We start from the raw sequence: 23,044 nt of genomic DNA, 5'->3' as shown, positions 1-23,044 counted from the left end.
AGCTTGACGCCGAACTCGTCATCGGAAATCAGGTTCTGGCTGCGCACGACGTCCAGAAGCACGCCGTCGGAGCTGATGATGTTCACCTCGCTCTCAATACGGGCATTGTCCGTGATGCCTCCGTTCAAGAGAGCCTGCGGATCTAGCAGGTTCGACGGCTTTGACTCTACCACAACGAGCGCCGTCCCCGCATATTTTGGCGTGAAAGAATAGGCAAACAGCACACCGAGGACGGTGATAAAGACGAACAGTGAAAATATTGAGAACGCCTGGCGTTGAACCATGCCCAGCACGCTTTTAAGATCGATTTCGCTACTCATAACCCAATATCCTTGCTTGTGGACAGAAAACTAGATGATTCGAAAAATCTGACGGCGGTCGATTGATTTGCGCTGAGAACTGCCCCCCCCCCCGCGGGGGCAGACGAAAACTTGGACTGCTTTATATGATCAGGCCGAGGCTCTTATGATATTCGACCGGGATGAGCGACCCCAACGATATCTTGACGCGCTTTTCGTTGTACTGGCGAACCTATGCATCTACCTCGGCGACGAACTGCTTGATTGTCATGGCCTTCCAGTCCCAAGGACAGAAGAGTTCCGTTTTCAACCGGCCGAAGAAGCCTTCGCACGCGGCGTTGTCTTGTGACCAGACCCTTCGGGATATCACGCGAGCCAGCTTCGCTTCGCTGATCCGGGTTAGCCAGCCTGGCCATCGATAATGAACTCCCCGATCAGAATGGACGATTGGCCGTTCGTCCACTTCGGTCACGGTCTCGCTGGCGGCGTCCAGCATGGTATTGACCAGACCCGCATCTGGTTGCGTTCCAATCGACCAAGTGATGACCATACCGTCAAAGGAGTCGATGATAAGTGCGAGGTAGACCTTCCTGGCTGGAATCTGTAACTCGGTGCTATCTGTCAGACATTTTACGTTTGGCGCTTCTGCATAGAAGTCGCGATTGATTATGTTCTCGGGCGCCGGACCGATTTCTACTAGATATGATCGAAAACGCCGTCGATGCGGCCCGGCGACGACCAGCTGCTCCTGCTTCATCAAACTCTACCGCGTCAGCTCTCAGTGGAAATAAACAGTCTATGCAACAACACCGCCATCAGATGACCAAGCATGAGAGTTAGATTTTTTGTTCACAATCAGCGTTTATTAGCAAAAATCAGCGCGATGCGCTCGAATACCACATCACAAGTTTCAAATCACTAGTTCATTCTCAATAACCTGCCAATAGGCGTTGATCGCAGGCGTGAGGCGATAGCGGGTCGCGCCTTGCAGCGCCTGCGCGGCATAGTGCCGGCGTATGGTCTCGTCCGTCATCAACTTTATGCCCTCTGCCATGGCGAACGCGTCATCAACCGGAACCAGAACGCCGTAAAGCGCTTTATAGACCGAGCTAACCGCTATGCTGCCCTTGTCGTCTAGAATCTCGGAGGGGCCGGAAAGGCAGTTGGTCGAAATTGCCGGCACCCCCAGATTGATGGCCTCCGCCAACCCGTTGGGAAATCCTTCTGCATTCGATGGCAAGGCATAGGCAAAAGCGTTGCTGATAATGGGAAAAGGATTACTCGCAAAGCCGGGAAAGTGGACCCGCCCTTGCAAGCCAAGTTCGCCGACCTGCGTTTGCAGCTCCTGGCGCAACGGGCCTTCTCCCAGAATAACAAGGTCGAGATACGTGTCAGCCATTGCAAAGGCATTTAGCAGCATGCCGAAATTCTTGTTTTCGACGAGGCGTCCCACAGCAACAATATAAGGGCGTTCCGTCGGTGCGGTGACCGCTTCTTTACTCAGTTGCCAGATCCTGTCCGTGTCGATGGGATTGGGAATGACGACGTTCTTTCCATCGGCAACGGCGAAATTCTCCACCAGATCAACCGCTATGCCGGCAGACGGGCAGACAATCCGATCCGCATGCGGATAAAGAAAGCGTGTCAGAAACCGGGCCAATTTCCCCGAAAGGGTCTTCGAATGGTGGCTTGATGCGTTGACCCGCTCACTGATAACCGCCTTGTAGCCCAGAAGTCTTGCAGCAATGACATTGATGAAATTGGACCGTGATAGAAAACTGAGACACACCGCCGGTCTCAGGCGCCACATAAGCGCTACGGCACGCCAGACACCTCTTGTCAGCGAAAACCCGGTGTCCAGCCGGTGGACTGTGACCCATTCCGGCAGATCATATGCCGCCTTCTCCTCATCCAGAAGCACAAGATGTATTTCATAGCGGCCGGCCCACTCTGTCGAGTTGGCGACAAGGCGGGCCATGATCCGTTCAGCGCCGCCGCCGGCGAGCGAATTGATCATGAAGACGACTATGGTCGGCATTAGACACCTCTGGCAGTGGAAGGACGCGGGCAAACAGCTTTGAGCATCAAACAGACTGAAGCTGGTAGGTCTGGCGCACGACATTCCTCCAGCCGGACCGTTGCGCACGCAGAAGCGCGCCATTCGCAAGACGGTTCAATTCATCCGGCTCCCTGTAAAGTTTCAGGATGGCCGCGGCGATCGCGGCACTGTCGTTCTGCGGCACCAGAATACCAGTTTCGCCATCATCGATCGCATCCGGAACACCGCCGACATTCGTTGCAACGGACGGCACACCGAGAGCACCCGCTTCTAGATAGACCAGGCCGAAGCCTTCGACCGCGCCATCGGCAGTGAAATAGCCGGGAAGGCAGAATAGGTCAGCAGATGATAAGGTCAGCTTGACCTCTTGATCGGCTAGCTTTCCGGTGATCACGGTCTCACAAGCCAGATCGTTGGCTGCGGCCCGGACCTCGGCTTCGTATTGCGGGTCCAGCAACGGCCCGGCGATCTGCCATTGCATGTTTGCAAGCACATCGACAGGCAGCAGCGCAAGCGCCCTGGCGAGAACAAGATGCCCCTTTCGCGGAACGACGCGCCCAAGCGAGACAATCAAGAATTTTTCCGCAGGAATGCCGCGCTCCTGGCGGGCGATCTGCTTGTCGACACGTGCCTCCAGCCAACTTTCCGCAACACCGAGACCAATGGAGCGCACGCGCTTATCGGGGAGGTTGAAACCGGCACGCAGCAGATTGCCGGTATAGCGGCTGTTGGCGATATAATCCGCCCAACCGCTCCAGAAGCGCATCAAACGCAGAAGAATGGCACGCTTGGGGTTTTGCATGAAAGTCACTTCCGTACCATGAAACGTCAGCACGCATTTGGCGCTGCGACGATAGCGCGAAAGGGCCAATGGCATGTAAAACGGCCAGTCTGCCGCATGGACGAAATCAAAGTGACCAGCTTCGCGGGCAATCTTCCTTACAAGGGCAATTTTGGCCGGAATGTCGCCCATTTGGTGCTCGCCGCCGGGATAGCGGATGACGTTGAAAGGAAAGTTTCTGTCTTTTTCCGTTTGGTCTTCGCCGTAATCGGCGGCAACGACCGTGACGTCAAGCCCCAGCTCACAGGCGGCCATGGCCATTTCCAGCGAGTAAGTTCCAATGCCACCGAGACGCGGCGGGAATTCGCTTGAAAGGAGGAGAAGCTTCACTTTTGAACCTCTTTGGGTGTCAGGAGCTTGGCCCTGAGTCTGCGAAGGACTACCGCGCAATAGGTCGGGAAGAACAATGCAAGTACCGCGATGTAAATGACGCAACCGAGTCCGACCTGCCCCGCCAGAACCAGAGGGGATTCCGTTGTTGGCAGTTCGAGAACAACCAGCATCATAATGACTGCAGCAGCAATAATGCGCAGAACAACTGATCCCGGAAAGGGAAAGCCGAACCTGATTTGCGTGATCAGAAGGCTGGTCGCCCAGGTGAGTGCCGCCGTGACGAGAGGGCCGAGCACAGCCCCCCACAACCCGAACAGCGACAGGCCGACAAAAGTGAGACTGACCGCCAGAACCAGGTCGATGGTGGCGATCATCGTCACATAACGCGGCTTGGAGCGAATCAGAAAAACCTGATCCGTGGTATGCGACCGCAAATAGCGAAAAAGACCGCAGAGCGTCGACAACGGCAGCAGAACATAGGCCGTCTCCCACATGGTTTCCGGCAGGAATATCCGGATAACGGAAGTGTTGATGCCGATCAGACCGCAGGCGACGGGCGCCACGGTAAGCGCCACGAGAATCATGTTGGCGGAAAGTTGCCTGTATGCGGCCTCAAGGCCCTCTTCTTCCATCTTGCGCACAGCCAGCGGATAGGCACCGGCCGTCACCAGCATCACGGCGAAGCTTGAGGCGCGGATGCCGAGACCGTAGCTGACCGCAAAAATACCAGTCGCGGCAATGCCCAGCATGCGATCGACGATGAAGCGCGGCGCGTTGAGGGCAACGACGGCGAGCATCGAGCCGACCGTCAGTGGTAAACCGAAGGCGAATGCGCTCTTCAGCATTGCCTTGTCTGGACGCGCGCCGCCACGGCCAATATCCGTCACCAGAACGACCATGACAACGCCAGCAAGTTGCGGCAGCATAGTTGCCAGCAGCACATATTCTGCGGATGCCGAGACATAGAAACAGACAATGATCGACAGAAGCAGTCCCAAAGCGGGGAAAGCCGCCTGCAATGTCGTGTAAAGCAGAATGCGAACATCCGCACGCGCCCGCTCTGCCAGATAGGTCGAGAGCGACCGCACCAGAACAAAGGCCGTCACCGAGACGTAAAAGAGAGGGGTGGGCGGCTCGTGGAAATAGAAGTGGCTTACGATCAGCATGATCAAAAGCTGCAGAACGGACGACCCCGCGAGAGCCGTCAGTTCCGTATCAAGAAAGCCCCGCCGCTGCTCCTGTGTAGCAAAGCGCGGCAAGAAGCGAAGTGCAAAGTGCGACCACCACATAAAAAGGCCGGCGAATAGCACATCTTGCATAGCAACGACCAGCGTCACCTTGCCGACTTCCTCCAATGGAAGCAGATGCGCCCACACCAGAACAGAGATGATCTGGACCGCCGGTGCGATGATCTGAGCGGGCAGATATTGCCATGTCTGTTTCAACAGCATGCGCAGGCTGAACCAGTTGAAAGAATATAAGCGGAATGATTTCGTAGCATATTGGAATTTAGCCTCATATAACAATTATTTAATAATTTAATTATGTTTAATATTTCTAAAATTCTACTGCCAAATATAGAAACCAATGTCTTTGCAAATTACGTTGATCTGTCGCCTTTATTTTCGAGATTTTGGACGAATAACGTCATTACTTCGGATGGCGTGGTGCCCCGATGCCGAAAGTCAGTTCAAAGATACGAGCTTCTCCCTGGATGTCTTTTGTCAGGCTGAAGATCATAGCTCTGGAACTCGCGTAAAAAGCGCATGACCTAAAAACCTTGGATTGTCGCGTACGCCCTTCTCAATTTTTTACCTTTCACCGGCTTGACTAGCTGTCTCAGTTTGGCGCGACCGGCTTTACCGACCTCGTTTAGATATTCACCTGGCCACTGAAATTTCATCCAACGGCGATTAGATCACTTCAATCTGACCCAATACGGCCTGACAACAGATTCGGCGAGACCTTCAACAACAAGCAAGCCCAGCGCCGGTGCCCGGATCCACCCTCGTTTCCGTTAGGCTTACGATGCCTTGGAGTTAATTAGGTGAGCGAAATCCTAGACATTAAAATAGTCACGATACCAATTGACGAAGTGCTTAACGCCCTCGGTGACCGAGGTACGAGGTGCGTACCCCGTAAGTGATGTTAGAAGTGATGTGTCGGCCCAAGTCGCGGGTACGTCTCCTGCCTGCATCGGCATCCGCTTCTGCTCCGCTTTCATTCCGGTCGCCTCCTCAATGGCTTCAATGAAGGCAGTCAGCTGCACAGGTTCGGAATTGCCGATATTGACGACGCGGAATGGAGCCACCGGCGATAAGCTGTCGCCTGCGAGCACAACCCCGTCTTTTGGACGCACCGGCGGCGTATCGATAAGGAGGCGGACGGCATTGACCAAATCCCCGACATAGGTGAAGTCCCGGCTCATATCGCCGTAATTGTAAACATCAATGGGCTGGCCTGCCAAGATCGCCCTGGTGAATTTGAAAAGCGCCATATCTGGACGTCCCCATGGGCCATAGACGGTAAAGAAGCGGAACATCGTCGACGGCAGGTCAAACAGATGTGCATAGGAATGCGTCATGCTCTCGGTCGCTTTTTTCGTCGCAGCATAGAAGGACATCTGATGGTCGGCGCGCACGTTTTCAATATACGGCATTTCGGTGTTGGCACCGTAAGCGGATGAGGTCGAAGCGAGAAGCGAGTGAGCCGGCGGAAAGGCGCGCATGGCTTCCAACAACTCGAACGTGCCGACGAGATTGGATTCCAAATAGGATCGCGGGAAATCGATCGAATGGCGTACTCCCGCTTGAGCGGCCAAATGGACGACGACATCCGGCTTTTCCTTGGCAAATAAGTCCATCAACAGGCCAGGCGTTTCTATCCTGTCGTTGACCGCACGGAAATTTTGCGATTGCATAATCATGGACTGCCGACGCTGCTTCAGCGCCACGTCGTAATAGTCAGTCATTGCATCGACACCAATCACGCGGAACCCGTCCGCAAGCAGCCTCTTGCACAGGAAATATCCGATGAAGCCAGCAGAGCCAGTTACCAAGGCGGTTCGGTTTTCTGATATCATTTCTTATTTCTATCCAAACAGTTCACGGTTAAATACTTTATGCCCCACCATCGCGGAATTCTTCGCAAAGGCGGCTGGCGACGATCAGATGTGCCTGCAAATTCAAAGCCTCAAGGTCATCCAAAACAGGAGAGAGAAATTGGCCTCTGTTAGCACAGGTTCGTAGACAATGACTTTATTATCTTTTGCCTCGGTGCCTTTCGTAATGCCTGAAACGGACGACTGATGGAATTGTCAAAGCTGGTTTTCATGTCGATCACTCCAGAGCTCTCGCCTCCATGGCGCAAGAACCGGCTTAAACAAACATCAATTCTCACTTAGACTATCCCGCGATCTCAAGTCATACAAACGTTAGTAAAAATCAGCAGCCCAGTTCGCCCAAGTTGTCGGCCGCCATCCCTCAATAATGCACTGTCCAATCCGAATGTCTCGATGAATACATCATCGAAAGCATCGAGGCGGCGCATCAGTTCGCGACGCTGCAGCTATCGAGCTATACCAACGAACGTCCTGTGCGCGAGCCGGTAATAAAAATGGAACCAAAAAAATTCATCTAATATGAAAAATCTGCCGATGGAATGCACAAAATTACTGTTTATAATTCATTTTTTACATTATCCGCCGAGGATCGAGATGAATATCGGTGCATTTTTATTCTTGGACTAGCCTCCCCATATTTTTCCAAGCACTTTAATGCAATTATGTCCCATCGGAATTGTTGAAGTTTGCTGCTCCAGTCTTGTTTAACGTTGTCATCGCCTGCAATTTGCTTCACGAGCTTTGCGGCCAAATCCGACGGATTGGCCATTTTATGATAGTTATCTTCACTCAGCTCCAAGTCTAGATGAGGTGGAATATCACTGACAACGACCTTGCAACCGTATGACATTGCTTCCAGCAATGCTATTGGCAAACCCTCGTGCGAAGAAGGCAGTGCGAAAACGGCGGAGTGTTCAAATAGATCTTGTAATTCGGCGCCCTTGCGGAAACCGGCAAGAACGACGCCTTCCGTTTGTTCCGCCGCCCTAATGACTTGCCGTGCATACTCTGACTTATGGTCCGCTGTTCCGACTATCACCAGCTTGAGGCCTTGAATATTGACCTTAGAGAAGGCTTCGATCAAGTCGAGATGTCGCTTTTCTGGCACCAGTCGGCTTACAGTCACTAAGTATTTTCCGGCTTTCAACCCCAATTCTTCAAGTACGGCGGAAAACGGCAATTTTTCCGGCTCTACGACACCGTTCGGAATATAAGAGAACGTTCGGCCATATTTTTCACTCAATCTTGCCGCTAGCGTCTTGGAGACACAAATCAAGCCATGGGAAAATCGTGCTTGGCAAATTTCGCCGCATCGCAAGATCAGCCTTGCGAAAGCCCCCCACTTTTCGCGGCGATAATCCTCGCCATGATGAGTCGTTATGACCTTGAGGCCAAGAAGACGCGCAATCGGCGCCACAATACTGGGGCCGATTGCGTGGATATGTACTACGTGCGGCCGAGTCACTCCTGCATACAGAACACTTAGAAAACTGTGCACGAAAGCTTCCGCTGATGAGGATCGCGGAGCCCAAAGGCGGAAAATCTTTACCCGCGTCCCAGCAAGAGTCTGCCCCGCCGCAGCATACGGCGTGCGAACCACAACCGAAACCCTCAATCCAAGTTTGTCGAGCTCTCCAGCAAGGTGACGAACGTGAGATTCAACCCCGCCCTGCGCGCCCACGACACTACGCAAACCAATCATTAGAACGTCTATAGCCATAATACCCGCCGGTAAATGTTCTTGAAATTAAAACGACGACCAGTACATAGTACTGTAATTATAATATGAAACGCTGAAAAATAAAATATAACATATTTTCTGAACAAAAGCTTTCCCACAAGAAGAAATTTGATCTCATCTGCTCGTTCACAACGCAATATGGCTAAAACGAACCTGTTTCGACATCGAAAATATAGACCAAATAAATGTCAGCATATTGACTGCTATGAAATCGCGACTATCACTCATATCTCAAAGAGCGTGTGGGCCGCAATATTCTTGCGTTCTCTGTCTGATGACGGCCTTAAAGCCCCGGCGATTTGTCAAGGAAAAAACTAACAATTCTACTCCCCATGGCTTCGCTGATTGATATAGGCCTCGTATTGCTGCCTTGTGGCCAGCAATATGATCATTACCTGGCTGATGAGTAGCGTCTTGCCTCCAATGGAGAGCGATGTCCATGACACGCCGATCACCAGCAGCACCATGAACGACGCGCCTGGTACTCCACCCGATGCAAACCGATACAGTAGATAATATGTCGATATAATTAGCATGATAGCTATGGGAAGTCCGTAGGCTAGGGTCATAGCGACTGGCGACACCTCTATTCCCCAAGGCGTATTCAGGATCTCTCGGATTAACGTTCTTTTGGGCGCGTCTGCTCCCACCCACAACTCCTGTACAGTCATATACTCCGGCACCATAAATGCGACATAACGTGTCTCGGAACTCTGGTTGGCGCCTTGAAAGCGCTCTACAAGGCGATCAGATACCCCGGTGGCGAGAAGTAACGGACCACCGAAAATCCCAATAATCAGAATGCTTGCAGCTCGTCTAGAATAGACCTGTCTGACCCTCCCCACAACGCCTGTCCTAGAGAGAAGAAACAAACCCAATAGCAACATAGTCGCGGCTGCCGACGCACGCCCACCGAACGACAACATGGCCGCAAAGTATAGAATGGCGATGAGCACGCTGCGCAATTTGATCCGTTGACTTACCATTTGGGCGACTTGCATGATCAGAGCAACACCCGTGAGAAGCGCATTAGGCAAAGGATGCCCAAGCATTGCAGTCGGCCTGTTGTCAAAAGTGATATCGATACCGCCAACAAAATACGGAAACAGCCGCCAGCCGGTCAGATTCTCGATAATACCGATAACCGAGTTGACCACAAAAAACAGCGGCACGAAAACGGCGATAAAGTGTAGTGTCCTTTCGGAAGAATATTGAAGAATATAAGCAAGCAACGGAGGGGCTAGAAACGTCACAATGACGGCTGCGATGTCTCCAGTCGCAGGGCGCGAATAGCCGACCGCCACAACTGTCGCGATAACCGCAGCAATCAGCGGGCCGAAATAGGCGCCCTTTAACCATGCGGGAATGGGGTTGCGCGTCTTCGGCAAAATAAAAGTCAGACCTGCTAATAATATAAGCAGGAACAATGCGGGATGAATTTTTTCTAGATTCGTTCCCTCGGTTCCCGTGTAGTTGTAACCAATCACTCCTAGCGCTCCATCAAGGAGCAGGAACATGGATAAAACTGTAATTTTAATTATAAATTGATACATCTAATCTCTTAACCATCGTGCTCTAGAAAATGCGGGCATCCAAATATACTCACCTCACAACTAGCAAAATTTACGACCTTCGCTTTAAAGCGAAGGTCGTAGGTAGGAACATCAAAGAACGCAAATGTGAACCGATATACTCAGTTTGCGCCGCGTGCGCGAAACAACTCGTTCAGCGTAATACGCCCTTCTCGGCTTAAAGGTCCGGCTTGGCAAACACGCTGAGATGCCACCTTAATGCACTCACCATAAAGGCTAGAAATCGTGGAGGAGGTGAGCATACCGTCCAGTTGTCCATTGTACACCCCTTGATCCTTCATCAGTGCCTGAAGCGCGTAGACGAAAGCGTTTTCATTACGCCACGCAACCCGGCTTACGATAGCTGCCTGGCTGGATGGCGGCAATGCCTTAAGTTCTGTTGCGAACGCCATCATCTGGCTTTTCGATTTGGCTGCGGTGCCCTCAATGGAGAGCCGCTCAATTGCAAGCCGATCGGGCGTGAATTGATCAGCGGTTTGGATCAAAAGAGCCCTCGCACTTTTCAAAGCCCTCGAGCCGCCATTATAACCATCAGTGTAAATTTGAAGCAACCTGAGCGTTGCAAAGGAATCCCCCCCTTCAGAAGCTTTTTTCAGGATGGTTATCGCTTTTTTCGGATCTGCTTTTACACCTTTGCCATGGAGATAGGCGTCAGCTATGAGAGGCGTCAATCCGCGAAGGCCCTTGGCGATCCCTTCCTTTACCATCGACAGGCCTTCCGCCTGCTCGACCCGCGAGCCATTCAACAGGAGACCTGCGACAGCCGCGTACGCTCGCTGATTTCCTGCCTTTAACGCTGTCCGGTAGTAGGACAGCGCTTGCTTTTCATTCTTGGTTACAATACGGCCCTCCCGGTAGACGTCACCGAGACCCATCATGGACCATGTGTCGCCCCGATCCGCACCCCTACGGTAAAAGTCCAACGCCAGCGATTGGTCTAGATTGATTTGCGACCCGTTGCGATAGTAGAGCTCACCGAGCTTCGTCAGCACCGCCGTATTCTTTAGTCCAAGCGCTGCTTGATAAAGCTCAAGAGCTTTTCTGAGGTCCTGAGGCACCGCATTGCCTTCGCGATACATATCGCCAAGCCCGATCATAGCCCAGGATTCTCTGCTATCAATACCCTTTTGATAAAAAGCGACCGCCTTTGCAGGATCAAGTCCAAAAGTGGCGCCGCTGCGGTGGAGGTCACCAAGCCGGACATACGCGGCAGAATTGCCCAACTCGGCTGCCCTTTGATAAAGTTCAATGGCTTTCGGCACATCCTGCTTGATCAGCTTGCCTTCCCGGTACACATCGCCGAGACCAGCCATAGCCCAGCGATCGCCATTGTCGACACCCTTCTGGTAAAAGCCAATTGCCTTCTGCGCGTCCAGACCAAGTTCATCCCCGTTGCGGTGATAAATATCCCCAATGCGAGCCAAAACGGAATTATTTCCGAGATCTGCAGCTTTTTGGTAGAGCGAAAGCGCCTTGGATATATCATGCTTGATCAACTTGCCTTCCCGATACACATCGCCGAGACCAGCCATAGCCCAGCGGTCGCCATTGTCGACACCGCGTTGATAATATCCCAGCGCGTTTTTGGCATCAAAGCCGAGCTCGTCGCCGCTTCGGTAATAAATTTCACCGAGGTTATTTAATACGCCTTTGTCGCCATGAGCGAGAGCCTGCTCGTAATAGGAAATTGCCTTCTTTAAGTCCTTTTGCGTCGCCTTCCCATCGCGATAAAAATCACCAAGGATACGCATAGCTTTCGCATCACCACCCTTAGCTCGCGCGTCCAATTCGCCGACTACATTATCGACCGGTGGGATGGGATGGGTTCCCTTAAGGAATTCGCCCAATTCACCCGTATCCTCTTTGGATAGATCTCCAGCGCCCGTATTTTGGGCGGATGCGAGTATCGGACTGGCCAAGGTTGAAGTTGCGACAAAACCGGCGAACAACACGTTCTTAAAACCCTTCACAGCATACCTCTTGCGCCGAATTGTTGATAACTGATAAAACATTGGTCTGCTTATTGTGTCCACCTTTTTGCAACGCGACGCAATTTTCATCGCCACGCAGTATCTATTTTGGCGGGTCAGCGATCCCATCTCACACTCGAATTTTTGACATGTTTTCTTCATAGCCAATTGAAATATGTGTCATTCGGCAGCGTATTTGCGTGCGTGCTAAAACTACCCTGACGAAGGCACAAAACGCACTTGAACAACTTTGTTGTCGCATCGCAGCGCGAAAATAAAAAATTCATGTAGATTTAAAAAATGCGAGCCGGGTATGGACCAAGCTGATGCCCCCAAGCTGTACTTCCTGCACTGCGCTGCAGGTTTCACACCATGCTAGGAATGATGCAGATGATCAACAATTTGAGCCGTCGGGAGTGGTTGAAAACTGCCGCACTTACATCGGCCGGACTTATGATGGAGGCGCAGCCCATAGTCGCATTCAGCAATACAAAACTTAGGGAAAACAACTGCGCGCCAGATGGACCGAAAATGATTGCTTCGGTCGCGAAGGCTGCGGGTATCACCTACGGCGTCGCCATTCAATCGGACAGGCGACTTGGCAAAATTCCACCGAGCGGCGAGGAAACCCTTGCCGACTTTATCCGCGCTCACAGTGAACTGTACGTGCCGGGCATCGCCTTCCTACCGGAACACTTCCAGCCCAAAGAGGGCTATTTCAGTACCGCAATGGCAAGCGCCTTCATCAAGCGCGCCGAAGCTGACAACAAGCAGTTCCGCGTTCATTGCATGCTTTATCCCGGTCATGATCCGTCTTGGGTCCACAGTCAACTCAACAAAGACAATTGGCGGGAAATACTCGATCTTCATTTCGACGGAATAGCGGCGGTGCCAGGCGTCCAACAAGCAGTGAACATTGATGTTGTGAACGAATTGATGGATGCAAATGAGGTTTATACCAACGGCTACAGGCCCAATTCGTGGTACAAGGCAGCTGGCGGCCCTGAATACATTACTTATGCTTTCAAGAAAGCGCGGAGTCTCTTCAAAGACACGCCGCTCTATTGGTGTCACGATCATACCGAACAGATTACAGATGGTTACCACATCCTGCAAGTTCGCTTTATGCTGAATGCACTAGAACGGGCACTGAAGGCGGGCGCACCAATAGACGGCTACAATATGCAGGGCCACCTGCAGTTCCGTCTTGGTTTTGACGAGAGACAGTTGAATAATTTTCTAAGTGACCTCACGAGAAATTTAGGACTCAAAATTATCATTGGCGAACTGGACTGTCGAACAGGCTATGTTATTGGTCGCCAGACCGATACGCGTCTGCCGGATCAATATTCACCGAGCGAATATGATCAGAAGGCTGCAGATTTGGTGAAGCGTTTTCTTGGCGTATCACTGCCATTTGTTCGAGATACTGGCAGGCAGTTGATCACATGGGGCATCGCGGATATCGACAGCAGCTGGGGACCCGGTACGGCGCAGAACATTCCGCAGAACGAGCGGCCTCTGCCGTTTGACGCCAAGTTCAGACCCAAACTGATGTACGCGGCAATGCTCGCTGCTCTTGGCGATCAATCCGAACAGAAGGCAAATTAGCCCGAATTGCGTATAGTAATACCCTCAGCATTTTGGGTTCAGAAACATTTACAATTGAATGTCCAATCGATTTGTAGAGATTGTTGATTTCTACGGAGAAGTGAGTTCTAAATTGAGATATCAGGCTGCGCCGGGTCAGCTCTCTGTAGAAATCAACAATCAAGCGCGTTTCGACCCGATCCGTCGATGACCTCGGCAAAGCGCTGGGCATTACCGGCTTCTCCAAGATCTAGGCCCTGTTGACAAAGTATGGCAGCGATATCGGGGCTGCCAAGGCGAGGAATGCCGAGAAGGATTTTCGTGTCTTGTCGTATCGGGTCGCGACGCGCCGGAACTGCCTGAGACGGTTGAACATCCGCTCGATGCGGTTCCTGTCCTTGTATGCCCGAAAATCGCAGGCCGGCGGTTTCATTTGCGCGGAATGACTGGTCTGATCCCGTGGATCAGGAGTTCTTCACGCAGGAAGTCGCCATCATAGCCTTTGTCGGCGATGAAAAGCCTCGGTTTGTAAACCGGTATCGCCAGAAGGCCCGGAACGGCGTTGTAATCCGAAGCCTCTCCGCACGTCAGGACGAAGCCAAGAGGGCAGAACGGCGCGGTTTCGAACTTCGATAACCCCTACGCCTACTTCCCGATCTCCTTTACGCCGTTTCGCATGCACCGGGACGTATCGTTCTCCTTCGACCTCACCCTGCCCGGCACGCCGAAGCAGTGTTTTACGATCACCCGCGCCATGGTGGATACGGTGCGCGGTACCAATGATGGCCACATTGATCAGCCCTCCCAGCTAGCCGCGATCCTCAACAGTGTCCTCTCCGGCAATGGGATGATCGCCAGCACGCCGGACCCGGAAGAAGTTAGCCTATCGATCGACCAGAGCCTTTACCCGGATGTATTTCGGCGTCCAAACTTTCCACGCCAAAACACATTTTTTGAGCAGACGGTTCTCCAGGGTGAGATCGGCCAGCGCCTCCTTCAGGTCGCGGCTCTCCTTGCACAGGGCCTTGACCTCGTCACTCGTTGCCGAACGGGCCGTGTCGCCTGCAAGCCGCTTCTTGCCCGCTTCGAGGAATTCCTTCGACCAGCTATAATACAGGCTCTCCGCGATCCCCTCACGGCGGCAGATCGCGGCGATGCTGTCTTCGCCACGCAGACCTTCCAGGACGACCCGGATTTTGTCCTCGGCTGAATGGTGCTTGCGCGTGGCGCGGCGGATGCTCTTGATCGTCTTCTCGGTCGCCGAAGTCTGCGGCCCGGAATTTTGTTTCATCTTCGCTTCCTTTGATCGAGCTACGATGAGCCGAAAATCCTCTCTTCTCAATTAAGCCAGGTCTGTCTCATGGGCGCTGATGTCGGACAGCAGCTCATTCTCGGGGCGACCTGTAGAGGACTTGCGACTCTGAGCCCAATCTTAACCATGGCCCCGTTTCGTTCTCCTTCTTGCAGAGAAGGTCCTTGAGCCCGGCGGCGGGTCCTGCCAGGTTAGAACAGTTCCGGGATGGTCCGGAACAAGCGGCCCAAGCCGGTGGTGGAACACCGACCTGGGCCTGACCCTCAAGTGTTGGTTTCCGCGCAGAACTGAGCCGGTTAGGCGCATAATTTCCATTGAGAATTGAGCCATGTGAACATTCCCCCAACGCGGAGAGCGACGGGGGCAACGGAGTGATCCACATGGGACTCTTAAACATCATCCGCCGGATGGCGCTGCGCGAGAAGCTATCGATACGCGAGATCAGTCGGCGCACCGGCCTGTCGCGGAACACGATTGCGAAGTATTTGAGCGCCGGCACGATTGAGAGCGGCGGTGCAAAATTAGACCACGGTAGCGGCGGGATAGTCCCGCTTCGGGCGGCGTAAAAGTCGGCCACCTATTTTCCTTCTGCGACGCATGCAGGAGGGCCTGGGGATCTATACCGTGGAATTATATCTGAAGGTTCGTCTGGCCTGCTCTGAAGGAATGAGCCGGCGTCAGGCCGCAAAGCATTTCAACATTTCGCGCGACAGCGTGTCCAAGATGCTGTCCTATTCGACGCCCCCCGGCTATCAGCGGCAATCACCGATCCGGCGGCCCAAGCTTGATGCGTTTATCTCGACGATCGATCACTGGCTTGATGAGGACGTGAAGCTGCCGCGCAAGCAGCGCCATACGGCCAAGCGAGTGTTTGACCGGCTGCGTGACGAGTGCGGTTTCACGGGCGGTTACACGATCATCAAGGACTATATTCGCGAACGGGAGCAGCGTCGCAGGGAAGTGTTCGTGCCGCTGTCGCATCCGCCTGGCCACGCGCAGGCCGATTTCGGCGAAGCGATGGTGGTGATTGGCGGCGTGGAGCAAAAGGCGCATTTCTTCGTGCTCGATCTGCCGCAGAGCGACGGCTGCTACGTGCGGGCTTATCCGGCGGCGGTGGCCGAGGCCTGGGTCGATGGCCATGTCCATGCGTTTTCCTTCTTCGGGGCTGTGCCGCAATCGATCGTCTACGACAATGATCGCTGCCTCGTCGCCAAGATCTTGCCCGACGGCACACGCAAGCGGGCGACGTTGTTCAGCGGATTTCTGTCTAATTACCTGATCCGCGACCGCTATGGCCGGCCGGGGAAGGGTAACGATAAAGGGAATGTCGAAGGTCTCGTCGGTTATAGCAGGCGTAACTTCATGGTTCCGATCCCGCAGTTTCCGACATGGGATGCGTTCAATACCTTTCTGGAAGAGCAGTGCCGCAAACGCCAGCGCGACAAGCTGCGCGGCGAGAGCGAGACGATCGGAGAACGGCTACAGCGCGATCTGGCCGCCATGCGCCCCTCGCCGGCATCTCCCTTCGATGCCTGCGACCAGGTCAGCGCCATTGTGACGGCCCAGTCGCTGGTGCGCTACAAGACCAACGACTATTCCGTGCCGGTCGCCTACGGCCATCAGGATGTTTGGGTCCGGGGCTATGTCGATGCTGTGGTGATCGGCTGCCGCGGCGGGGTTATTGCTCGCCATCCCCGGAGCTGGGAACGCGAAGACGTCATCTTCGACCCTGTTCATTATCTGCCGCTGATCGAGCATAAGATCAATGCGCTGGATCAGGCCGCACCTCTGCAAGGATGGGACTTGCCGCAAGAGTTCGCCACGCTGCGCCGGCTGATGGAAGATCGCATGGCAAAGCATGGCCGGCGGGAATATGTGCAGGTTCTTCGCCTGCTGGAAAGCTTCGAGCTCGCCGACCTGCATGCGGCGGTGAAGCAGGCCATCCAGCTCGGCGCGATCGGCTTCGACGCGATCAAGCATCTGATCCTGTGCCGCGTAGAACGCCGGCCGCCGCGGCTGGACCTGGCGATCTATCCCTACCTGCCGCGGGCGACGGTCGAGACGACCTCGGCGAAGGCCTATATGCGTCTTCTGTCATCGGATGCTGGAGAAGCGGCATGAGCACCGAAGCGCCCGAGATCCTGCTTTCCCACTATCTCAAGACCTTGAAGCTTCCGACCTTCCAGCGCGAGTATCAGAAGCTGGCCCGGCTGTGCGCCACCGAAGGCGTCGATCATGTCGGATACCTCACCCGGCTTGCCGAGCGGGAGATGATCGAACGGGATCGCCGCAAGGTCGAGCGTCGCATCAAGGCGGCCAAATTCCCCGTCGTCAAAAGCCTCGACAGTTTCGACTTCGCCGCCATCCCCAAGCTCAACAAGATGCAGGTGTTGGACCTGGCGCGCTGTGAATGGATTGAGCGTCGCGAGAACGTCATCGCGCTTGGGCCCAGCGGCACAGGCAAAACACATGTGGCTCTAGGCCTCGGCTTGGCGGCATGCCAAAAGGGCCTGTCCGTCGGCTTCACGACGGCCGCAGCGCTGGTCAGCGAGATGATGGAGGCGCGTGACGAACGCCGTCTCATCCGCTTCCAGAAACAGATGGCCGCCTACAAGCTGCTGATCATCGATGAACTGGGCTTTGTGCCGCTGTCAAGTAAGCGGCAAGGCGAGGCCGTTCAGGCCGTGTAGTTCCACGGCATAAGTGTATCGATTTCGCTGCTGGGCCACCCGTTGGCTATGCGCTCGAGTGTCTGGGTAAGCCAGGCCTGTGGATCGACGTTGTTCATCTTCGCCGTCTGAAGGTGTCAATCGGCGTCGTAACGGGACCCCTTATCGGCTCCCAAAAGGGGCTCTGACTCACTTTTGATGAATTCTTGGCGTCGGCTGGCGTTGGTTATGCATAGGAATCAGCGCCATGGTTCATTCGCTTCGCCCCTCCGCGCTCGTGCCTCGAGGCTTTGTCATCGATGAGACAGCTTCTGCTGGCGATGCGATCATACTCACTGTCCGATCGACTGACATATCCAGCCGTTGTCCAGGCTGCGGAACAAGATCGGAGCGGATACACAGTCGTTATCATCGACGCCTGACGGATCTGCCCATCGCGGGGAAGTCCGTGCGATTGGTTATTACTGCCCGCCGTTTCTATTGCCATGCTGTGCTGTGTGGTCGAAGGATTTTTACCGAGCGCTTCGAGACAGATGTCCTGGCGCCGTGGGCGCGGCGTACTGCGCGACTTGATCATATCGTCCATCATCTCGGACTTGCGTTGGGTGGGCGGCCGGCGGCGATTATCGCCCGCAGACTGATGATGCCGGTCAGCAACGACACCTTGCTGCGTGTCGTCCGACGGCGCGGAACCCCACGTTTCGTTCCGCCGACGGTGATCGGCATCGACGACTGGGCGTGGCGGCGCAACCAGCGCTATGGGACGATCATCTGCGATCTCGAACGGCGCAAAACCATTGCACTTCTGCCGGACCGAGAGCCGGCAACCGCTCAGGCCTGGCTTTCGGATCAGCAACAGATCAGTGTTGTCGCCCGCGACCGTGGTGGCGCCTACGCCCTTGCTGCAGCCAAGGCACTGCCTGAGGCAACCCAAGTGACCGATCGATGGCATTTGATGGAGAATGCCAGTCGGGCATTCCTCGATGCTGTCCGCAAATCCATGCGGCAGATCAGAACAGCGATCGGGTCCGCAACGATCAACCCGGACCTGCTGACGGCCGCCGAGCGGATCCAATATCAGGGATATCTTCATCGAGAAGACACGAACGCCGTCATTTTGGACTTGGCCAAGTCCGGTGTTGCAATCAAAGAAATCGTTCGTCGCACCGGGCACAGTCGTGGCCTCGTCAGGCGGGTGCTACGCGGTCAGCGCTCCGACGTGTTCCGCGTGCGAGAGAACTCGCTTGAAGTTTATCTCCCATGGCTCGATGCTCAATGGAGTGCCGGTCACCGCAATGGCACACAGTTGTGGCGAGAGCTGACTCGCCAGGGATTCCATGGCTGCCTTCGCGTCGTAACCGAATGGGCGACCCGTCGACGAAAGGCTGAAAAGATGGATTGCGATGCGTTGAGCCGTACGCCATCGGCACGAACTGTCGCACGCCTCATGACCATCGGTCGCGACGATCTCTCCAAGTCTCAGACCGTAACGGTTGCCGCGATTGAAGGCGGCGTGCCGCAACTCGTCGAAGCGCGGGAAGTCGTCGCCGCTTTCCAAGCCATGATCCGCAAGAAATCTCTCGCCGATCTCGAACCATGGCTGGAACGCGCCCGATCAAGCCTGGTCGCGGCCTTCGCCAATGGTGTCGCCAAAGACCGGGCAGCCGTGAGTGCCGCGATCAGTTTGCCTTGGTCGAATGGACAGACAGAGGGGCAGATTACCAAGCTCAAGCTTGTAAAACGCCAGATGTACGGCCGAGGGAAAATCGACCTCCTTCAGGCCCGTGTCATTGGCGCTGGATAGACCTCTGACCACCAAAACTGCGTCAGAGCCCTTATTCCATGCCTAATCACAGGCCTAGACATAGATCCTCACATTCAGAGAACTCGTATGTCCGAAATACCCTTCTCAGAATCAACCGCGCCAGATGGGGTCTCCTTGCCGCTTACGCTGGATCGCATCACCCACCACGTCAACATCCTTGAGATGAACGGCGACAGCTATCGCCTCGCCCAAAGCCGCGCCCGAAAGGCCGGCTGAAACCCCTCAAAAAAATCGCAACGCATGCATGAGACCACCGCTCGGGCTACGCCCTCCCGGCGGTCTCATGCGTGCGCCACAGTGGCCGACTTTTGCGCCGCCGCATGGCCGGTTTTTACTCCGCCGTTGACAGAGTTCCGATCGGAGCGGAGACTGGAGGCATCAGGCCACAATAGCGGGCTTGGACCTCGGCCGTATCGCGTCTTGCAGCCAAGCTGTCATAGGCTTCTCAACGATAAGGAAAGCCACGTGGCTTCCAATAATACTAAGCATCACGATCAAACAGCCGATCAGGGCATAGGCGACGCCGGTCGTTCCGAACAACTTTCCTAGAACGGTCCACCCAAGTCCGACCACAAACATGTGCCAAAGATATAGAGAATACGAGGAGTCCCCGATCTCTTTGAAGAGTGGTATCCGCGGGAATGTCCTGCGTTCTTCCATGCTTATAGCAAGCGCAAGGAGAGACAACGAGGCTATGGTCATGGCAAAATCGCCGAGCGGGTTAAGGGACGGTACGTAGACAATTGCTGTGAATGCAAGGAATGCCAGGCCGGCCCCAACGGGGACAGCGGGCTGCGCAAACCAATGGCGACGAGAGAGAAACAGACCGCCGATCCACACGCCGAACAGAAATGGCAGTAGTTGCAGGTCCGTCAGGTAGCCTAACGGCGAGAGACGGTCGGGAAGCGTTAGCCCGTATGCGGTCAGGCCGCCGATGATCGCTGTGAGAGTGACCACACGCGACTTCAAGCTGGAGCACCAAAACAGGACTGCCATCAACGAATAAAAGAACATTTCATATATCAGAGTCCAGCCCGGTTTATGAAGCGGGCTCCACTCAGTTATGTCCCGCGGATCGGCATGCGGGATGAAAAAGAGCGACTGTAAGAGATGGGACGTGGTAACGGATGTCGTTTTGAATAACGTTGGTAACACCACACAAAGCAGGGCAACGAGAAGCGTGACTAGCCAGTACAACGGCACGACGCGCGCAATTCGCCGCAGCATGAACTCCACAGGACTGAATTGGCGGCCCTTGACTGAGCAGGTGATTATGAAACCGCTGATGACAAAGAACACCTCAACGCCATATCGGCCAGACACCAGGAACGCATGATTGGGTTCGCTCAGCGGATGCTCGAAGGTATGAGCAAACACAACTAATGTTGCGGCCCAGCCTCTCATGTACTGCACAGAGAACAGTCGGTTTCGCTCTTCAGCCACGTTTAGCCCCTGCTTGTCATATCCAACTTATTGCAGTTACTCTGAATGAGGAAAACAGCGCAAGCGCTATTGGAGGGCATCAGCCAAAGCGTCCATCTGCAACCCTTCCACAATGTGGACGAGGTGACTTGGCGTCCATTCAGAAATCATCGTTTGGGACTACGCGCAGAGTGTAGCCCAATTCCCCCAATTGCGGCTATTGAGAGCCCGATAAGGCATGGGGTGCCGAACAATAGGCAGAGATCAGGCCGCATGACGCGTTCCCTCAGGGCGGACAGGCCCTTGCCCGTGTCCCATCGCATCCCTTTTTCAGTATCCGGTCCACCGTTCATCACAATGTATCCCAATGCATAGCCAGAAGGCACCACGACCACCAGGCCCCAAAACAAGTGCGATGATCGAAATTATTCGTTTGAATGTCATGAATCCCGTCCTCGAGAAATTTTCCCGGGCTGAAGTGCCTTAGCGTAGCTGTGAAAGGTACTTGTTGAACGCTTCGGCGGCAACCTTGGAGCCGCTAACCGACGGATGGGTACCATCGTTCGACAATGCTGCTCCATCGGAGACCGCGAAACGATCAGGATGAGTCTCATCCCTCAATACTGCGTCGAGGTCAAAAACTGAGTCTGGTCCAATTCCTGATTTTTGCAGTTCGAGGACTGCGAGGTTCAGCTTCCATCTCGATTGGCCTCGGTCCTCATATCCTGGGTTTGGCTGCTGTCCTTTAACAGTTTTGAACTCATCGCTTGAAGAAACGCGCGGGATAATCGTCACCGAGGTTATGTGACGGTCGCGCGTATCCGTCTCACGAATTGCCTTCCACAAGGCCTTCTTGTCATTTAGGACTTCTTGAGACGACCTGCCCTGGTCGCCAAAATCGTTGGTCCCGAAGTTCTCGACAAAGTGTGTGAAGTACCGGAAGAACTCTCGACGACGCATCATCGGATCACTACCGTTCCCGCCGTGAAGCATTTGCGAAATTGTCGTCGCGTTGAACGCCATTAAGGTGTGCGGCACTGCGCTGCCGTTGACGTTGAAACTACCTCTTGTGAACCATCCGCCTTGTTCGTCAGAGCCATCACTGCTGCCGCCAAAAGCCGCGTCATTAGACCCGTTAAGGATGCTGTCGCCGATGGCAAGAATTGACATGCCAGTTGCGCCCGCGGCGCGTCCAACGATTAAGGATGGGCCGAAGCAGCAAAATCGCATTGACTGCCCCCAGCCGACACTCAACGGACCACTGCCGTTATACTGGGGCTCGAAATCGCTGCTGCCGAATACCGTCCCTTCGCCTTTGTGGGAGAATAACTGCCCGTAGCGCGTGAAGCGATCACCGATTTCGATCCGACGAGTTTCCCGCACCATGAAATCCAAGTTCGCGGCAAACTCTTTCAGGCCGAACTGCTGTGGAAGGAGTTGGTCCGTAAAGTAAATTGCATCTCCATCCTTCAAGACGCCCTCAAGGTCGCCTCGAAATGTGCAGACAACCACAGGCGTAGGGGCCGTTGGTATTTCAACAGAAACAAGAAGATGCTGATGGTTGCCGGGCAGGGATTCCCTGCCTCTCATCGGTCCATCGGACACAACAGCAAAGCCAGAATATCCGAGCTTAATAGCCGCCTGTGCGGAGCCGCCTATCCTGAACCGCTTGCGTGTGTCAGCTTGGCTGTTTGCTGCTTCCGTTGGAGCGCTGACAATATATGGAACCCTGCCGCGGGTCGCACAACACATGAAATTGTCGCCATAGCGTCCCGTCCGTTCTGCAGCGGAAATCTGATTGCTAATTGGCGGCGCGAACGGTAACGCCAATGCCCCCTTGATAAGGGATCTCCGGAGTAGGTGCATTGTTCTCAACCTTTGATTTCATTAGTATCGAATCTGCTAAATGAAGCCATTTCAGCCCGATCAAAATTACGAATGTTGATTTCCACTGAGAGCTGACCAGCAGAGAGATCGCCCGTACCGGAGCGCGCCAACACTGCGGTCACAGCCGTCGCGATCATGCCGGCAGCAAATGGCAGTGTATACGTTGCTGCTAGTCCAGAGCCGTGCGATCCGCCCGCCGTGCCGATGCGCATGGGCAGGAACGCCAGGCCAAAACACATGAGCAACATGTAAAAGGAGGGGTGAAGCTTTACGATTACGCTTCCGGCAGACCCGACGTAATTTATGCCAACCTTGTAGAGCAAGGAACCGGACAGCAGGAAGATAGCGGCGATCGAAAGCCTGAATAACAGATACAGCAAATG

The 23,044-nt window shown here is 54.2% G+C and carries 16 protein-coding genes and 6 pseudogenes; 6 read left to right on the top strand and 16 right to left on the bottom strand.

What is annotated here, in order from left to right; translation table 11 throughout:
* From F3H41_RS15830 to F3H41_RS15790, 9 genes and pseudogenes are all read right to left on the bottom strand, one after another.
* Positions 1-320: Wzz/FepE/Etk N-terminal domain-containing protein (locus F3H41_RS15830; protein ID WP_244616226.1), on the bottom strand; the 320-nt coding region annotated here is incomplete at its 3' end.
* Between the two features lie 121 nt (positions 321-441).
* Positions 442-1,059: pseudogene (locus F3H41_RS15825) on the bottom strand (IS3 family transposase); the annotation flags it as partial.
* A 150-nt stretch (positions 1,060-1,209) separates the two neighbouring features.
* Positions 1,210-2,337: a glycosyltransferase gene (locus tag F3H41_RS15820; protein ID WP_188129485.1), complete on the bottom strand. Its 1,128-nt coding sequence runs from the start codon at positions 2,335-2,337 to the stop codon at positions 1,210-1,212.
* 46 nt (positions 2,338-2,383) lie between these two features.
* Positions 2,384-3,529 carry a glycosyltransferase family 4 protein gene (locus F3H41_RS15815; protein WP_149739639.1) on the bottom strand — a complete coding sequence of 382 codons (1,146 nt, stop codon included), beginning with the start codon at positions 3,527-3,529 and terminating at the stop codon, positions 2,384-2,386.
* The gene (locus F3H41_RS15810; RefSeq protein WP_149739638.1) at positions 3,526-4,983 is read right to left on the bottom strand and encodes a lipopolysaccharide biosynthesis protein; all 1,458 of its coding nucleotides are present in this window, start codon (positions 4,981-4,983) and stop codon (positions 3,526-3,528) included. Before F3H41_RS15810 ends, F3H41_RS15815 begins: the two co-directional genes overlap by 4 nt.
* A gap of 608 nt (positions 4,984-5,591) precedes the next feature.
* Positions 5,592-6,614 (bottom strand): NAD-dependent epimerase/dehydratase family protein, encoded by a 1,023-nt coding sequence (locus F3H41_RS15805; protein WP_149739637.1) that lies wholly within the window; start codon positions 6,612-6,614, stop codon positions 5,592-5,594.
* 595 nt (positions 6,615-7,209) lie between these two features.
* Positions 7,210-8,373 carry a glycosyltransferase family 4 protein gene (locus F3H41_RS15800; RefSeq protein ID WP_149739636.1) on the bottom strand — a complete coding sequence of 388 codons (1,164 nt, stop codon included), beginning with the start codon at positions 8,371-8,373 and terminating at the stop codon, positions 7,210-7,212.
* 344 nt (positions 8,374-8,717) lie between these two features.
* Positions 8,718-9,947 carry a VpsF family polysaccharide biosynthesis protein gene (locus F3H41_RS15795; protein WP_149739635.1) on the bottom strand — a complete coding sequence of 410 codons (1,230 nt, stop codon included), beginning with the start codon at positions 9,945-9,947 and terminating at the stop codon, positions 8,718-8,720.
* A gap of 140 nt (positions 9,948-10,087) precedes the next feature.
* Entirely contained in the window at positions 10,088-12,085 is a 1,998-nt protein-coding gene (locus F3H41_RS15790) for an SEL1-like repeat protein (RefSeq protein WP_188129484.1), read from the bottom strand.
* Positions 12,086-12,346: 261 nt separating this feature from the next.
* On the opposite strand from F3H41_RS15790, the gene F3H41_RS15785 reads away from it, so the two are divergent.
* Entirely contained in the window at positions 12,347-13,567 is a 1,221-nt protein-coding gene (locus F3H41_RS15785) for an endo-1,4-beta-xylanase (protein WP_188129483.1), read from the top strand.
* 229 nt (positions 13,568-13,796) lie between these two features.
* On the opposite strand, the gene F3H41_RS21590 is transcribed toward F3H41_RS15785, so the two are convergent.
* The 3 genes and pseudogenes from F3H41_RS21590 to F3H41_RS15775 form a co-directional block, all read right to left on the bottom strand.
* Positions 13,797-13,979 carry a transposase gene (locus tag F3H41_RS21590; protein ID WP_244616225.1) on the bottom strand — a complete coding sequence of 61 codons (183 nt, stop codon included), beginning with the start codon at positions 13,977-13,979 and terminating at the stop codon, positions 13,797-13,799.
* On the bottom strand, positions 13,976-14,137 hold the full coding sequence (locus F3H41_RS21585) for a hypothetical protein (RefSeq protein WP_244616232.1): 162 nt from the start codon (positions 14,135-14,137) through the stop codon (positions 13,976-13,978). Before F3H41_RS21585 ends, F3H41_RS21590 begins: the two co-directional genes overlap by 4 nt.
* 358 nt (positions 14,138-14,495) lie before the next feature.
* A pseudogene (locus tag F3H41_RS15775) lies at positions 14,496-14,837 on the bottom strand (transposase); the annotation flags it as partial.
* Positions 14,838-15,229: 392 nt separating this feature from the next.
* On the opposite strand from F3H41_RS15775, the pseudogene F3H41_RS15770 reads away from it, so the two are divergent.
* From F3H41_RS15770 to F3H41_RS15760, 3 genes and pseudogenes are all read left to right on the top strand, one after another.
* Positions 15,230-15,346, top strand: a pseudogene (locus F3H41_RS15770) (winged helix-turn-helix transcriptional regulator); the annotation flags it as partial.
* A gap of 136 nt (positions 15,347-15,482) precedes the next feature.
* A complete protein-coding gene (istA, locus tag F3H41_RS15765; RefSeq protein ID WP_149739632.1) occupies positions 15,483-16,979 on the top strand; it encodes an IS21 family transposase in 1,497 nt (498 codons plus the stop codon).
* Positions 16,976-17,515: pseudogene (locus tag F3H41_RS15760) on the top strand (ATP-binding protein); the annotation flags it as partial. The gene istA and the pseudogene F3H41_RS15760, both read left to right, overlap by 4 nt.
* Positions 17,516-17,535: 20 nt before the next feature.
* Here the strand turns inward: F3H41_RS15760 and F3H41_RS15755 are convergent.
* Positions 17,536-17,661: pseudogene (locus F3H41_RS15755) on the bottom strand (transposase domain-containing protein); the annotation flags it as partial.
* 113 nt (positions 17,662-17,774) lie between these two features.
* Between F3H41_RS15755 and F3H41_RS15750 the strand changes: the two are divergent.
* Complete coding sequence (locus tag F3H41_RS15750) at positions 17,775-19,331, top strand: ISL3 family transposase (RefSeq protein WP_149739631.1); 1,557 nt, start codon at positions 17,775-17,777, stop codon at positions 19,329-19,331.
* 147 nt (positions 19,332-19,478) lie between these two features.
* A pseudogene (locus F3H41_RS15745) lies at positions 19,479-19,568 on the top strand (ATP-binding protein); the annotation flags it as partial.
* A 162-nt stretch (positions 19,569-19,730) separates the two neighbouring features.
* Here F3H41_RS15745 and F3H41_RS15740 read toward each other — a convergent pair.
* The 3 genes from F3H41_RS15740 to F3H41_RS15730 form a co-directional block, all read right to left on the bottom strand.
* Positions 19,731-20,795 (bottom strand): acyltransferase, encoded by a 1,065-nt coding sequence (locus F3H41_RS15740; RefSeq protein ID WP_149739630.1) that lies wholly within the window; start codon positions 20,793-20,795, stop codon positions 19,731-19,733.
* A 462-nt stretch (positions 20,796-21,257) separates the two neighbouring features.
* Positions 21,258-22,604, bottom strand: coding sequence for an SGNH/GDSL hydrolase family protein (locus tag F3H41_RS15735; protein ID WP_149739629.1), 1,347 nt, complete (start codon positions 22,602-22,604; stop codon positions 21,258-21,260).
* A gap of 41 nt (positions 22,605-22,645) precedes the next feature.
* Positions 22,646-23,041, bottom strand: a complete 396-nt coding sequence (locus F3H41_RS15730) for a hypothetical protein (RefSeq protein ID WP_149739628.1) — start codon at positions 23,039-23,041, stop codon at positions 22,646-22,648.
* Positions 23,042-23,044 lie beyond the last annotated feature (3 nt).

The sequence above is a fragment of the Rhizobium sp. RU20A genome (assembly GCF_900155885.1).
Classification (GTDB): Bacteria; Pseudomonadota; Alphaproteobacteria; order Rhizobiales; family Rhizobiaceae; genus RU20A.
This window is presented reverse-complemented; position numbering and strand designations above follow the sequence as displayed.

Coding starts and splice junctions, on each gene's coding strand:
- F3H41_RS15820 (WP_188129485.1), bottom strand. CDS start 2,337: ATGCCGACCATAGTCGTCTTCATGATCAATTCGCTCGCCGGCGGCGGC.
- F3H41_RS15805 (WP_149739637.1), bottom strand. CDS start 6,614: ATGATATCAGAAAACCGAACCGCCTTGGTAACTGGCTCTGCTGGCTTC.
- F3H41_RS15810 (WP_149739638.1), bottom strand. CDS start 4,983: ATGCTGTTGAAACAGACATGGCAATATCTGCCCGCTCAGATCATCGCA.
- F3H41_RS21590 (WP_244616225.1), bottom strand. CDS start 13,979: ATGAAACCGCCGGCCTGCGATTTTCGGGCATACAAGGACAGGAACCGC.
- F3H41_RS15785 (WP_188129483.1), top strand. CDS start 12,347: ATGATCAACAATTTGAGCCGTCGGGAGTGGTTGAAAACTGCCGCACTT.
- F3H41_RS15790 (WP_188129484.1), bottom strand. CDS start 12,085: ATGGGATCGCTGACCCGCCAAAATAGATACTGCGTGGCGATGAAAATT.
- F3H41_RS15795 (WP_149739635.1), bottom strand. CDS start 9,947: ATGTATCAATTTATAATTAAAATTACAGTTTTATCCATGTTCCTGCTC.
- F3H41_RS15800 (WP_149739636.1), bottom strand. CDS start 8,373: ATGGCTATAGACGTTCTAATGATTGGTTTGCGTAGTGTCGTGGGCGCG.
- F3H41_RS15750 (WP_149739631.1), top strand. CDS start 17,775: ATGGTTCATTCGCTTCGCCCCTCCGCGCTCGTGCCTCGAGGCTTTGTC.